We start from the raw sequence: 14,541 nt of genomic DNA, 5'->3' as shown, positions 1-14,541 counted from the left end.
GCGGGCTGAAATTCGTCATGTAAAATAAAATATACGATTTGCATAGTTTGCTCCTTAGCTCACATTAATAACTTGTTTTGTTATCACATTTTTTATTCTGTCTTTAAGATAACGGCTATATTCCACAGGTATTACAAATTAATGAATGGATTAAATAATAAGGTGCATGTAAAAAACGAACTTATTCACGATACGCCGATTATTATTGGTGATAATGTGACATCGAGTGGTATTTCGCTACTGGCATTATGGAATACCTATGCGGATAAGGGATACATGGTGCGTTGGCCTGAAGATAAAAGGTTGCCTTTGATTGCAAGTTCAACCATTGCCGTATTTACTAAACAAGGCTATGGCGAGCTTGAGCTGCATAACGGCGAAATATTAGAGCTTAAAGGCGCATCTATTGTTTTTTTAGACCCAATGACCATTAAGCATTATTTTTGCAAAGGATTGATATGGGATCTTTTTTGGATAGAGTTCATTCCAAATGGTGTGATGGAGATCTCCTATGGAGAAATTATTCAACTCGATACATTAAAAAAATCAGAAAATGAGTTTAGTGAAATAAGCATTAATTTATTGAGTAAACGGCAAAAGTTAAAAGAACTTGCTGTTGCTTCCTTAACTAAAATTATATATGAATGGTTATGTTTAATTGAAACTAAGCCAATTGAAGATCATCAATTTTTATTAGTCCAAAAAGTGATTTCTCATATTCATTTAAAAATCGCAGACCATTGGACAGTCAAAGAAATGGCCGAATTTTCAGGGTGTAGTGAACAGCATTTACGACGCTTATTCCTAAAATTTACCAAGCAATCACCAAAAGAATATTTTTTAAACACTAAGTTGGAAACCGCTTTTTTCTTAATGGACAAGAAAAACTATAACGTTAATCAGGTTTCTATAGAGCTTAACTTTTATGATCAATTTCACTTTAGTAAAAGCTTCAAGAAAAAATTTGGTATATCACCTTCAGAAGTAATACAAGGAAGTGAAAGGTTGCAGGTTAATAGAACGGACTATCTACCGATCAATAACAACTAGTTGTACCGATTCAGCTATGTCGATAATGCTTCTGAACAAGATAAAAAATGACGGCATTCAATATTAATTTTAAAATACTGTCATTTAATCACTGTAGTTAGATTATCTACCCGATAGGATTAATGGACGCTAAATCCTACTTGATTTCGGCCATTATTTTTTGCCAAATACAAGCCTAAATCGGCCATTTTAACCCAAGCCTTGAAGTCTTCAATACTATCCGTTATTTGTGCAATACCTAAACTCACGGTGACTTTGACTTCTTTTCCATCACATTCAAAGCGCAGTGCTTCAATAGCCGCACGTATGCGTTCAGCGACAACTTTTGCACCCGCTAGGTCAGTATCAACCAATAAAAGTGAAAACTCTTCACCGCCGACACGGCCCACAATATCCGGTTCGCGTTGATTTTGGCGTAGACTTTCTGCCACGCCTTTGATTACTTGATCACCAAAAGGATGCCCGTAGGTATCATTAATTTTTTTGAAATGATCGATATCTAAAGTCACCATTGATGTTTTGTGGTGAGCACGCTGATGGCGTTTAAACTCAACTTGACACCTTTCTTGCCAATAACTTTGATTAATCAGTTGTGTTAATCCATCGGTATGGCTCAAATGTTCAAGCTTGTGGTTGGCTTCCTGTAGCGCTTGTCGATTTAATGCTACGTCGGTTACATCGTAAATAATCATGCATATTTGTGTAACTGCACCCACTATGTCGGTTAAGGGTAAAAAGGTCACATTTTGATACATAAATTCAGCATTACTGGTGATCGGTCGGTAACTTTTGAATTTAAATAAATAAGGGCGTTGTTCCCAAGTAGTAAACGCTTTATTTTTTAATAAACAAACGCTGTTCACTTTTTGTTGTAACCAGTCTTCAGGAATACTGGTAAACACATCAGTGATTTTTTTATCAACCATGTGTGCAGTTAATAAACCAGAATGGTTTTCCATGAAACCATTCCATACTTTGACATTGAAGTCTTTATCGATGATCACCAGCCCTACATCTATGTTATGCACCATATCAATAAGCCAATGGATATCTTTTAATTCTATATTTGTACTCATTGGTCTAAGAGGTATCCTATTTTATGTTGAATGACTTTAATCGACTCTTCAGTAAATAAAAGTAACAGGTCACACTTAATGTCGTGATCTTGAATACTGTAGCTGACCTCGATAGTTAATGTTTTTTGCCAATCCTTTTGGCGGCTTTTAATCAAATCTTCAACTTTTCCATGTTGCCCTAACACGCTAGGTTGACCTTGGCTAAAGTGAATATCTAACTGCTCAGCTAAGCCATTCAAAAATGCACCGACCAGAATATTAGAAATATCGTTCATTACTTCCAATTCTAAATGATCACTGATCATATTTTCATATTTGAGCAGTTTTGTCATATCATCAAAATTTGAATCATGGAAAATAACAATCGCTTCACCGCTGATACCAGAACTAATAAATCCCTGTGTTACTGCTGACACCGTATTATCTTTTGCAATATTAGTGAGCGCCATGTGCAATTCGCTACTTTCAAAGGTGTTTACATTGGGAATAGGTAATAAGATAAAAACATCTAATAGTCGGCCTAACAAGTCACCGGCTCGGCCCATTGCAATATTAGAGACTTCTTGTAATACATCTCGAATACTGACTTTTTCTAGGCTTTCAGGGCTTGTAAGTGAATGATGACTACCTGGTTTATAAATGCCATATTGTTCCAGAATGGTCATTAATTTAGTATTGTTGATGGGTTTTTCTATGAAATCAATCGCGCCCAACTCTTTTACTCGGCGATGTGCTTCTGGCTGAATATCGCCGGAGATAACAATCACTATCGCGGGTAGATCATCGCGCTGAATCTCTTCTAATACTTGGTAACCATCCATGATCGGCATATTCAAATCGAGAAATACAATATCTCCCTTTTTTTGACGAATAGTTTCTAGGCCAATTTTACCGTTCTCAGCAAAATTGACAGTAATATCCCAATCTTTGGGTAATGAACGAGCAATTTGTTTCCTGGCTAATGCAGAATCATCACAGATTAAAATGGGTAAGGGCATATTATTCCTATTATATGTCTTTGGTACAAGGCTAGCGAAGTGTAAAGCAAATGTGACTAAGCTAAAAATGCCTACAATTATTCTTACTGCAACAAGGGTAGGCTAATAATGACAAAATAGAACTGATTTTAAATGCTTTTTTTAAATTTATTGCGAGTTAGATTAAAACATCATTAATTTATGTGAAGATAGGTATCGATATAGTTATTAATACGGCTAATTTACTGGATGTAGTGATTTATTTTAATCAATCAATGGGTGCACTGTTAAACGCCTACTTAGATTGCTAATTCAATCTGTTGAGCTTGTTGTAAGGCGAGTAGCATTTCATTCGGCTGACGGAGCGCACGCACTGATTGTAAAAAAGGATCCGCTTGTGGATGCTGTAACTTCATAAACATCAACCACTGTTTAATACGGCTTGGCATAAACTTTTCTTTATCTTCAATTTCGCGTAGCCATTGAAAATATTGCTCCATTACCTGTAGATTTTGTAACCAAGAATAGGGCGCTTCAGTACCTTTTAACGCATTCGCAAGGTTGGGGACTGCTAGGGAGCCACGGCCAATCATTAAATGGTCACAACCACTGATTTCAATACAACGCTGAGCATCCTCAAAACTAAAGATATCGCCATTGGCCACCACTGGAATATCGATTGATTGTTTAATTTTTTTTATCCAATGCCAATGTGCAGGTGGTTTATAACCTTCCTCTTTGGTGCGGGCATGAACCGCTAATTCGCTAGCTCCAGCTTCTGCAATCGCTTGCGCATTTTCAATCGCCAAGCTTTTATCTGCATAACCCAAACGAATTTTAGCACTAACAACATGTTCACTAGGTACGGCATCACGCACCGCTTTAACGATTTGATGTAACGCTTCAGGGTCTTTTAATAACACTGCACCACCGCGACTTTTATTAACCGTTTTAGCCGGACAACCAAAGTTTAAATCAATTCCCTCTGAGCCTAACTTAATCGCTCGAAAAGCATTTTCAGCTAAACATGCAGGGTCTTGTCCAAGCAATTGTACGCGCACAGGTGTACCAGATTCGGTACGACTCGCATTGTGTAATTCAGGGCATAAACGATAAAATACACGAGAAGGTAAGGGCAGTTCGACAACTCGTACAAACTCAGTCACGCAACGGTCAATACCTCCAATCTGGGTTAAAAATTGGCGCATGTGAAAGTCCATCACACCTTCCATTGGGGCAAGCGTTATATGCATTATTTATCTCAGTTTATTAGGGAGGCAGGATTATACCCGCTCTGTTTATTTAAGCAAAAGCAATTAGCGATGAAGGTATGCGGGGTGAAGAGGGTTAGGTCAAAATCATTATGTAAAAGGATTTGAAACTTATATTTATTCACTTGGTTCTTTTTTATGATTTAGCTTTTCTTCGTGCTCTCTGTGAAGCGCAGCGGCTTCGTGGTTGCTTTATTTTTTAAGATTACAAGCAAAAAGCAATGAACCACGAAGGGTGAAGAAGGTTAGGTCAAAATCATTATGTAAAAGCATTTAAAATTTCTATTCATTCACTTGGGTTTGTTTAGCTTTTCTTCGTGTTCTCTGTGGAGCGCAGCGGCTTCGTGGTTGCTTTATTTTTTAAGATTACAAGCAAAAAGCAATGAACCACGAAGGCACGAAGGGTGAAGAAGGTTAGGTCAAAATCATTATGTAAAAGGATTTGAAACTTATATTTATTCACTTGGTTATTGTTTTACTTTTATTGTTTAGCTTTTCTTCGTGCTCTCGGTGCAGCGCAGCGGCTTCGTGGTTGCTTTATGTTTTTAAGATAAAAAGCGAAAAGCAATGAACCATGAAGAAGATCGGGTTAAAGCTGTTATAAATAATCCCCATATTTCACGCATTCTTCTATGTTCACAGTATGGCTCGGTGGTTAGATATTTAAATTCCCCGCATTACTTTTGCATTCAATTCATATTACCAAGCCAATCAGATTATTTTTCAGGCGATAAATGGAAATAGTTACGCACTTTTGACCAACACAACTTGCACAACCGCAAGCAACTATTTACCCTTATGGCATTAGATAATGACAGGACATAAAAGATGAGCACGGAATCACTAGCACTAATCAAAAACAGTATCAAAAGCATCAACGATTATCCGTTGCCAGGTATTACTTTCAGAGACATTACCAGCTTGATTGAAAATGGTGCTGCTTTTGCTGCTACGATTGAATTATTCAAAGTACGTTACAATCACCAAAAAATCGACAAAATAGTTGGAACGGAAGCGCGTGGTTTTATTTTTGGTGCACCATTAGCCGCAGCTTTAGGGGCAGGGTTTGTACCGGTTCGTAAACCTAACAAACTACCTCGTGAAACTATCGAAGAACACTATGAGTTAGAATATGGTAACGATACTTTGCAGATCCATAAAGATGCTATTAAACAAGGCGAAAAAGTATTATTGATAGATGATCTATTAGCCACTGGCGGAACTGCTGAAGCATCGGTTAAATTAATTCAACGTTTAGGTGGTGAAGTGATTGAAGCTGCTTTTGTTATTTCCTTACCAGATTTACATGGTGAAGATAAATTATCAGCAATGTCGATTCCTGTTTTCTCTTTGATTGAATACGCGGGTGAATAATTAGTGAGCTATCAAGTTTTAGCACGAAAGTGGCGACCACAGACTTTTAAAGAAGTTATTGGCCAACCCCATGTATTAACCGCATTGGAAAATGGGTTAGTACAAGATCGCGTCCATCATGCCTATTTATTCAGTGGCACGCGTGGTGTTGGTAAAACAACTATCGCTCGTATTTTAGCAAAAAGCTTAAACTGTGAAGTAGGGGTTACTGCAACTCCCTGTGGAAAGTGTGCGAATTGCCAAGCGATTGATCAAGGGCGATTTGTTGATTTATTAGAAATCGATGCTGCTTCTCGTACTAAAGTGGATGATACCCGTGAATTATTAGATAACGTGCAATATAAACCGGCGCAAGGGCGTTATAAGGTTTATTTAATCGATGAAGTGCACATGTTATCTAAGCACAGTTTTAATGCATTATTAAAAACCTTAGAAGAGCCACCTGAGTATGTAAAATTTTTACTCGCAACGACGGATCCGCAAAAATTACCGATCACGGTATTATCACGATGCCTACAGTTTCATTTAAAAGCGATTTTACCTGAGCAGATAGAACATCAATTAGCCGAAATATTAAAGCATGAAAAAGCAACCTTTGAGCAAGCCGCATTAGGTGTTATTGCAAAAGCTGCTGATGGCAGTATGCGTGATGCATTGAGTTTAACGGATCAAGCTTTGGCATTTGGTGCAGGACATATTGAATATGCCGCCGTACTCAAAATGTTAGGGACGATAGACCAATCTCACTTACATTATTTACTGCATTTCATTGCTTCGGGCAATAGCCAAAAAGTATTTGAAAAAATTCAAGAGTTTGTACATTTAGGGGCTGATTTCTCTGCCTTACATCAAGAGTTGGCGAGTCTGTGCCATCAAATAGCATTAATTCAATTACAGCTTAATGCTAATGTCAGCAAAAAAAGTGCAGTACAACTGCTAGCTGAACGTTTAACCCCTGAAGAAGTACAACTTTTCTATCAAATCGCAGTGCAAGGTTTTAAAGATTATGCCTATGCGCCAAATGGAAAAATCGCATTAGAGATGACCGTGATGCGTTTATTGGCGTTTAAACCCGCCAATTATGTTGATATTGATGAATCAATGTTGGAACAGGTAAATCAAAATCAGCCTGAATTACCTGCTGCCTCAAATACAACAGCGGCCGCTACTTCAGAGCCCAACCCTGTTGAACTTAATACTAGCGAACCTCAAATCGGTAAATCTAGTTCTGTTGAAATTAACAATAATGAACCTAATGTTGCCGACAACAGCACAACTACGCCAGTGCAAGAAACGCCTGTTCAAGCAATACCAGCTAAAACTGCTTCTGCAGTAAACTCAGAAATCGTTACTGAACAATCTGCTGAGCAACCTATAGAACAAGCTTCGCCTGCAGACTATCAACAATACTCGAATGCAGCCGCTGAGCAGTACAATGTAAACCCTGAACAACCTCAGCAAGCACCAAATTATCAGCCTATAGAACAAGACAATAACCCTGATAATAATGCAGTGCAACATGCAGCAGCACCAGTTACTTCGACAGTGGCTGACACAAGTCAATCACGCAATATGTTACGTAGTCATCGTTTGAAAAGAGAGGCATTAAAAAAGACTGAAGCGGCAACTGAACAACAGTCATCGAACATTCATGATCGGTCTGTCGCACCAGTAACACCAACTGTCCCTCAACAAAGTGTAGAATTGCCAAAAGCTAGAGTACCTGACAGTGCGGCGAAAATAGAAGCAGTACCGAAATCGCAGCCGCAAGTGAAAGTGAGTAATGAGCAAGAATTACCACCGCTGAGTAGTTATCAAGAACAACCTCCTCAAGGTGATTATAACGAATATGATGCTGGTGGTTATTTTGATCAACAAACACCGAATATGCCTGAAGAGTATGCGCCACAAAGCAATTATTCAGGTAACCCTGCATCAGCAGAAAATCAGGCGGCTCATGCTGCAGAAGTTCAGAATATAGCAGCTCCTGTGAATGCTAATTCTTTACAACCTGTTCAGACTAACCTTGCTCAACCTAAGCCTTTTCAACACAAGCCTGTCAAGCAATCGGTTCAAGCACCTATTCAATCAGTGCAACCCCAAAAGAGCACACCTCAAGCCATTGCCAATAATGATATTTCAGCACTCAGTATTGGGCAAAATAATGCCACTGATGTTGAACTGATTGGTAACAGTAACTTACAAACACTTGAGATTGATATCGCGAATTATGTCGAAGACAAGATGACCGATGAATGGTTCTTAACGATTAAAGCAATGCAGTTGGTGGGCTTTGAAAAGCTATTGGCTAAGAGTACGGTGATGCAAAAAACCGAACAACATATTCAGCTATCATTGCATGAATCACAACAGCACCTATTAAATAACCAAAGCTTATGTGAAGATTTAAAAGCAAAACTGCGTGATTATTACGGCCAACAATTTAGTATTACCATTGAAGCAGGTAATGTAGCGGGCAGCAATACACCGATGGAATTAGAGCAAATTGTATATCAGCAATATTTAGATAATGCCAAACTATCGATTAAAAATGATCCAATTGTACAAACCTTTGTGCGAGATTATGCCGCAAAGGTCTATGAAAATAGTGTAGTGCCGTTATAATCGGGACACATTAACCTTAACTTATAAAAGAGAGAAATTATGTTTAGTAAAGGCGGAATGGGCGACTTAATGAAAAAAGCCCAAGAAATGCAAGAAAATATGAAAAAAGCACAAGCTGAAATTGCCAATACTGAAGTTGTTGGTGAGTCAGGTGCTGGCTTAGTAAAAATTACATTATTAGGTAACCATAATGTACGTAAGGTTGAGATCGACCCAAGCTTACTAGAAGACGATAAAGATATGCTTGAAGATTTAGTTGCAGCAGCAATGAACGATGCCGTACGTCGTGTTGAAGAAGTGAACAAAAGTAAAATGAGTGGTTTAACAGGTGGTATGGATTTACCGCCAGGCTTTAAAATGCCTTTCTAGTATTTAAATAAAATCAATGTATTGGGTGGCTTATCTCTGTTGTGGTCATATGGAGGTCAAGACATTATTATTATAAATTTCTTTAAAAAACAGCCGATCAAAAATGATGGCTGTTTTAAAAAGATATATTGCGATGTATTACAATGGACTTTAATTTGATTTTTCATTTGGAATCCACTTCCCGTATATTTTTTGGATCATACCCCAATCGCCTAGCTGGCCTGCTAACCAAGTAATATCTGCTCCAACCATTAACATTTGACTCGCAAATGTGTGACGTAAATGATATGGAGGCCTATGTGTTAAATCAGCTGCTATTAACCAATTCTTCCATTGCTTGGGAACCGAAGTTAGTTCGGGTCTTATATATGGTTTGTCTGCTCGACTTAAAAATACTCTATGTCTTTCAGCTATTTTAGTTTTTTCATATTTATAATACACAGTTTCTAAAAGCGTAGGTTTATTAAAAGTGATATCTATTTGGCGCATTATTACTTCCATTGCCTTTGGCATTAATTCAATTGTTCGAATTGATGCAAATGTTTTGGGAGGTTTCAATTTACCTTTACGATCAATATTATATTTCACATGTATAAGTCCATTATCTAGATCAATATCTTCCCAGGCCTCATGCCACACCAAGCTAACAATTCGATCATGTCTCTAGTTGTTTCTACATGAACAACAGCTAATAATTGGTCTAATTCACTTTGGCTGAATGGCTCAGGATTTTTATCATCATCAAACATTTTGTCAGCTTTAATTCTTCGTGTTTTAGTAAAAGGGCTAACTATGATTGTTTCGTCATTTACAGCTTCTTGCACAATTTTACTGAAATGCATTAAATATTCATCAACAGTAGATTGTTTAAGAGTTTTATAACTAGTTTTAACAGCTTTTTCTATACCCATGATCTTTGAAAATGCTTTTCAATTGAAGAAAAAATGTTGATATTTAATTTAAAAGGATCAGACTGAATAAATGCAAATATCTCTGACCTACCAAGAAAAATTAGCTTTAGAATCACGCCATAAAAAATGCAGTGATAAACGAGAGTGCGACCGCATTAAAGCTATTTTATTATCAGATGAAGGTTGGTCTACAACGATGATCTCTCAAGCTTTGCGAAAACACCAAACAAGTATTATTCGCCATCTCAATGATTATGCTGCTCAACAAAAAACTACTTCAGAAAATGGTGGCTCAGATAGTTACCTCAATGAGATACAAACTGAATTAGTGATTGAACATTTGAGTAAGATTACTTACTTTCACATGTATGAAATTCGAGAATATATCAAAGACACTTTAGATGTAGAGTATTCTATTCCTGGTTTGCAAAAATGGCTTCATCGCAATGGATTTAGCTACAAGCAATTAAAAGGCGTTCCACATAAATATGACCAAGAAAAACAAGATGCTTTTGTTGAAGAATATAATGAGCTAAAAGCCTCGGTCGCAAAGGATGAACCAATCCTTTTTATGGATGCTACACACCCAACGCAAGCAACTAAAGTGAGTTGTGGCTGGATAAGAACTGGCGTTGATAAACCGATAGAAACAACGGGTACACGAACCCGCTTAAACATTGTAGGTGCGATTAGGTTGGGTCATTTACAAGATGTGATCACGAAACAATACACCACAGTAAACGGTGAATCTATTATCGATTTTTTCACGTTAATAAAAGAGCAGTATGTAACAGATAAACCAATTCATTTAATACTTGATGGTGCTGGATATCATCGTAGTGATGTAGTCAAAAACCAAGCGAAAGAGCTCGGTATTACTCTACATTATTTACCACCTTACAGTCCCAATTTAAACCCAATAGAGCGGTTATGGAAGGTGATTAATGAGCATGCCAGAAATAACAAATATTTCGCAACGACTAAAGAATTCCGACAGAGTATTAATAAATTTTTTGATGATACATTGCCCCGAATTGGACATACATTAACGAGTAGGATTAATGACAACTTTCAGTCCTTCAAATTTTCATCTTGAAGTATGATGGGTATATGTGAGTCGGAAGCAATTCTGCAACATTTAATTTAAAAAGTTTATGCGTAATCAGCCAAGTTTTTGCAGATTTAAGTTTATTTTTCATACTTGTTCCTAGTTCTCCCTCTCTTAGAACAATATAATGTTCATAGTAATCTGAAATAGTTTTATTTTCTTTAATATGCTGAACATCCGCTGGGAAATGCTTACGCCAAAATACTTTTGGGTTGTTATCATAAAAACCATTTTGAATATCGGTTTTGATTGCACCAAGTTTATTACTAGCAACTTGAATATTATGCATAGTAGGAGCTAATCCAATACTTTTTCTTGTTGCTGTATTGTTATTGGGAAGACGAAACTGGATGCGTAATGATCCTTTATGAACAGCAACTCCTTTCGTCTTAGTTAGTTTTTTTAATCTTTTTTCTTCATTAGTTTCAGCCATATCAAATTATCTCATTCAATGCTTTTAAATTGATCATGATTGAGCATCCTTTGGCATGTTGTTGCCAAACTACACCTTCAGGATAATCATGATTGATAATACGTTGTGCAAGTGCATCACGAGAGATACCCACAAGGAAAGCTGCTCGCTTGATTGTCATCCAACCATTATATCCATGGCTATTTTCAAGAAGGGTTATTTTTTCAGTGAGAAAAGATAAGGTTTTCATCAGGTCGTTAATGTTGATGTTTTTTGTATCTAGAGTTTGTAGTGTCCTGTTCATAATTAATTCCGTGGCATTTCATGCCGGTTTGGCACGTTGCGTGCTCTTGTTTGTATGAACAATAAACAGATAAATTTAGCTAGTCAAATAGGGTAACTGTGCTGTGTTGACATAACATGTTGATTTAAATATACTAATTTCAGTTTTTGATGGCTAGATACTTTGGGTAAGTCACTGGGTTTTATATGATTTTAAGCAGGGGCTAGAAAACTAGTTGAATAAAAAAAGCGTTAAAAATCTTAATAAAATTATTTTTATTTATTTTTTAATGGTGTTTTTTTAGACTTTATTGGCGTAGTAAAAGCTCTGTTTTAGTGTGGAATTTGCTTTGCGAACTTAAGATACTTAGGTTTGTTGGATATGGCGCGAAGGGGGGAATAATATTAGATTTTTCTAATCTATTGAAAAGCATATATTAATAGGATTAATAAAGTATCACTGCTATTTAATTCTCATTTTAATAATTCTAAAAATTGTATTTTTAGTGACGATCTTTTTTTTCTTCAATAATGAGAATCATATTAATAGGGCAATTCATGCGTAGCATGGGATAAATAGAAGTAATGCTGTTGGTCCATCTATAGTTTGATCAATAACAATTTGATGCTGTTTGCCAACCACAGTTTATAGCTTCTGTAATACTATGATTGGTTGTTCTCTCATAATGAAAGAACAAATACACGTATCGAGCATGTAATTTATTTTCTTACTCAAAACTGAATCGTCATTTGTCAGCTATTACATCTTCACGATCATTCATGAAATCTGAATCAACTTTATCGTGTTCACCGAATGATAACCAATTTGAACGGGCAGGTCTTAAGGTGATCACATCTCCCTTTTTATGAATTTCAAGCTCGTTGATTCCTTCAAACTCTAAATCTTTTGGTAGACGAATCGCTTGATTCTTCCCATTTTTGAAAATTGATACCGTTCTCATTGCATCCTCACTTATCTATCTGTATGTGCCTAGCATAGTCTAGTATGAATAACGCACTGCATACGTCAAGCATATGTATTGTTGAAATACTGTTTATACGAGAGTCATGGGAAATCTTGTATTTCCTCGAAAGGAACAAACTTTATTGTTTTTAGTTTACTTCTTTAAAAATAAAGACCTCAAAACCGATCAAACCTTAAAGATGAATTGTTCAATAAACAAACAAGAAGTGCCCATTTCTGATCAATTTTGATTATTTTCGGACAATCGCTTCAGGATGAAAGAATCAATATTAATTAAAAAAACCAAACTATCCGATGCTCGATTGGACGATGTTGTGATTAATATTTATATTAATCAGCTAGTTGATGGTTCTTTTGGTTTTCCATAGACATTATGGAGACTCTCTGTAGGGTAGATGTCTAATGATTTATTATGTTTTTTTATTTCTAGAATGTTCTTATCACCTCTCATTTTGATATCAAACATATCTAAGATAGGTATTGTCAACACAACAACCTCCGTATGAGTTATGCGATAATCACCCGACGAAAAATTATAAAATGTACGTAGGTTATTGTTATCTTGCACAAAGAATCAATCATGCAGTCTGGCTTTATTTTCGTTTTACACTTCACTTTCGAGAGTTCGAAGAATTACTTGCACCAGGCTATGGTCTTGTACTTTTTATCCTCTTCACAATACCATCAAAAGCTTTCAATTTTTATTTGAGCACTACAGGCTCTAATTTGTAAATTACGACAAGATCACACCCATAAATATTTTTTGGAAAATAAATATAAATTGCGTAAATAATTCTTTATTACGTCCCTATTGTTGACCTCGTTTTTTAATTATTGTCGATTTAATATTAATGAGTAAACATAAATAAAGGACGTAATATGAAATTTAAAACATTGTTGGTTGTCATGGGGTTAATCCCTTTAGTTGGATGTGGCAGTGCTAGTAACGATACATCGCAAGGAATAATCGATCCTGAATTGCCTAATATTGAAATAGCGGATGAACCCTCTACAGGCGTAAATAGGTCAATGTTACAGTGGCAATTCTTTCCGACTGATAACCCTTTTGCGGGTGATTTATCTATTATGTTAGCAACCATTTCTGAGAATGTGGTGAGTATGAGTATTATGTACGAATCAGAGGACTACATTGCAATTCTTGAAGGTTCTAATGTGGATGATAATCAACAAATTGTTCGCACTGTACGCTTTAAGCGATTCCTAGATGGCTTTGACAATATCGGGTTACTAGCAGATCGCAACGCACTTGATGGTACGGTCACTTTCGACCTGTCTGGAGAAATACCATCTGTTTCATTCGATCTTGTTAGTGAAAAAGATGGCGTAGAAATAAAGAAAAAATCTGCTAGTTCTTGGGCCGGTTTATTGAACGAAGGGTTGCCTGTAACGCTAGATGCGCTTGACATTCATCCAATAAGTAATGGTGGTGACTTTGTTTATAATGGCAATGGTGAATTTGTATTTGTTGATGACTCTTCAGGATGTTCAATCACAGGTGTTGCACGTGAGACTTCGTACCTTACGATGTCAAAAGAGAATTTTTACTTAAGTGGCTCTGGGCATATTTTTGATTTTGCCATTCTCCAAGAAAACTCAAACTGTGACGTAGGTGAAGAAGGAAAGGCGGGTACTATTGATATTTCATTTAGTGAACAATATACGGATATTTCTATCCTTGCTCCATTACATAATTACAATGTTACTTATCATGGTCAAGTAACGCATTATTAATATCATTTACACGTAGATAACAAAAAGGCTTACTAAGTTAAAAGTCTTTTTGTTGGCGTTTTTTGCACGATAATCTTCTAATGAAAAATTAAAATTCTATGATCAAGCTCGGAGTTTTTTGAGTTGTCATTGAGTAATGAATAATCTATTTCGACTTAGTCTCCATTTATTAAAAGTTAACCATTCTCGCACTTTCCGTGATCGTTCCTTCGTAGAATGGGATAGAGGTCGTTGTGTATAAAATTTAGATTGAAGAGTATTCGAACAGTATTTGAGCTGTATTTGAACTAATTTACTCCGTTCTAGTCGATAAATTGACAATACCTAGCCATAGTCTATCGTTGCTAAG

14 protein-coding genes are annotated in these 14,541 nt (G+C 36.4%); 6 read left to right on the top strand and 8 right to left on the bottom strand.

What is annotated here, in order from left to right:
- Positions 1 to 141: 141 nt before the first annotated feature.
- Positions 142 to 1,050, top strand: a complete 909-nt coding sequence (locus GQR44_RS10835; protein ID WP_166371829.1) for an AraC family transcriptional regulator — start codon at positions 142 to 144, stop codon at positions 1,048 to 1,050.
- Positions 1,051 to 1,169: 119 nt separating this feature from the next.
- Here GQR44_RS10835 and GQR44_RS10830 read toward each other — a convergent pair whose 3' ends face one another.
- The 3 genes from GQR44_RS10830 to GQR44_RS10820 form a co-directional block, all read right to left on the bottom strand.
- Positions 1,170 to 2,126 carry a diguanylate cyclase gene (locus tag GQR44_RS10830; protein WP_166371828.1) on the bottom strand — a complete coding sequence of 319 codons (957 nt, stop codon included), beginning with the start codon at positions 2,124 to 2,126 and terminating at the stop codon, positions 1,170 to 1,172.
- Positions 2,123 to 3,124: a response regulator gene (locus GQR44_RS10825; RefSeq protein WP_166371827.1), complete on the bottom strand. Its 1,002-nt coding sequence runs from the start codon at positions 3,122 to 3,124 to the stop codon at positions 2,123 to 2,125. The genes GQR44_RS10830 and GQR44_RS10825 overlap by 4 nt, the downstream gene beginning before the upstream one ends.
- Before the next feature lie 278 nt (positions 3,125 to 3,402).
- Entirely contained in the window at positions 3,403 to 4,356 is a 954-nt protein-coding gene (locus GQR44_RS10820) for a tRNA-dihydrouridine synthase (RefSeq protein WP_166371826.1), read from the bottom strand.
- An 846-nt stretch (positions 4,357 to 5,202) separates the two neighbouring features.
- On the opposite strand from GQR44_RS10820, the gene apt reads away from it, so the two are divergent.
- From apt to GQR44_RS10805, 3 genes are read left to right on the top strand one after another with little or no spacing between them, the layout of a single operon-like run.
- The gene (gene apt, locus GQR44_RS10815; protein WP_166371825.1) at positions 5,203 to 5,748 is read left to right on the top strand and encodes an adenine phosphoribosyltransferase; all 546 of its coding nucleotides are present in this window, start codon (positions 5,203 to 5,205) and stop codon (positions 5,746 to 5,748) included.
- A 3-nt stretch (positions 5,749 to 5,751) separates the two neighbouring features.
- Positions 5,752 to 8,373, top strand: coding sequence for a DNA polymerase III subunit gamma/tau (gene dnaX / locus GQR44_RS20050; RefSeq protein WP_166371824.1), 2,622 nt, complete (start codon positions 5,752 to 5,754; stop codon positions 8,371 to 8,373).
- A gap of 39 nt (positions 8,374 to 8,412) precedes the next feature.
- The gene (locus GQR44_RS10805) at positions 8,413 to 8,742 is read left to right on the top strand and encodes a YbaB/EbfC family nucleoid-associated protein (protein ID WP_028869849.1); all 330 of its coding nucleotides are present in this window, start codon (positions 8,413 to 8,415) and stop codon (positions 8,740 to 8,742) included.
- 150 nt (positions 8,743 to 8,892) lie between these two features.
- On the opposite strand, the gene GQR44_RS10800 is transcribed toward GQR44_RS10805, so the two are convergent.
- Positions 8,893 to 9,330, bottom strand: coding sequence for a hypothetical protein (locus tag GQR44_RS10800; protein ID WP_166371823.1), 438 nt, complete (start codon positions 9,328 to 9,330; stop codon positions 8,893 to 8,895).
- A gap of 17 nt (positions 9,331 to 9,347) precedes the next feature.
- Positions 9,348 to 9,653, bottom strand: a complete 306-nt coding sequence (locus GQR44_RS10795; RefSeq protein WP_166371822.1) for a hypothetical protein — start codon at positions 9,651 to 9,653, stop codon at positions 9,348 to 9,350.
- 70 nt (positions 9,654 to 9,723) lie between these two features.
- Here GQR44_RS10795 and GQR44_RS10790 point away from each other — a divergent pair, with 70 nt between their 5' ends.
- Positions 9,724 to 10,749, top strand: a complete 1,026-nt coding sequence (locus GQR44_RS10790; RefSeq protein ID WP_166371821.1) for an IS630 family transposase — start codon at positions 9,724 to 9,726, stop codon at positions 10,747 to 10,749.
- Here GQR44_RS10790 and GQR44_RS10785 read toward each other — a convergent pair.
- The 3 genes from GQR44_RS10785 to vapB all read right to left on the bottom strand — a co-directional run bounded on the left by GQR44_RS10785 (position 10,733) and on the right by vapB (position 12,417).
- Entirely contained in the window at positions 10,733 to 11,194 is a 462-nt protein-coding gene (locus GQR44_RS10785) for a DUF3596 domain-containing protein (protein WP_166371820.1), read from the bottom strand. The genes GQR44_RS10790 and GQR44_RS10785 overlap by 17 nt on opposite strands.
- A 1-nt stretch (position 11,195) precedes the next feature.
- Positions 11,196 to 11,477, bottom strand: a complete 282-nt coding sequence (locus GQR44_RS10780; RefSeq protein ID WP_166371819.1) for a hypothetical protein — start codon at positions 11,475 to 11,477, stop codon at positions 11,196 to 11,198.
- A 724-nt stretch (positions 11,478 to 12,201) separates the two neighbouring features.
- Positions 12,202 to 12,417: a type II toxin-antitoxin system VapB family antitoxin gene (gene vapB / locus GQR44_RS10770; protein ID WP_166371818.1), complete on the bottom strand. Its 216-nt coding sequence runs from the start codon at positions 12,415 to 12,417 to the stop codon at positions 12,202 to 12,204.
- Positions 12,418 to 13,319: 902 nt separating this feature from the next.
- Between vapB and GQR44_RS10765 the strand changes: the two genes are divergently transcribed.
- Entirely contained in the window at positions 13,320 to 14,192 is an 873-nt protein-coding gene (locus GQR44_RS10765; protein WP_166371817.1) for a hypothetical protein, read from the top strand.
- The last annotated feature ends 349 nt before the right edge of the window (positions 14,193 to 14,541 follow it).

The sequence above is a fragment of the Psychromonas sp. SA13A genome (assembly GCF_011378715.1).
GTDB lineage: Bacteria > Pseudomonadota > Gammaproteobacteria > Enterobacterales > Psychromonadaceae > Psychromonas.
The sequence above is the reverse complement of the archived record's forward strand: the minus strand, read 5'-3'. Positions and strand labels throughout refer to the sequence as shown.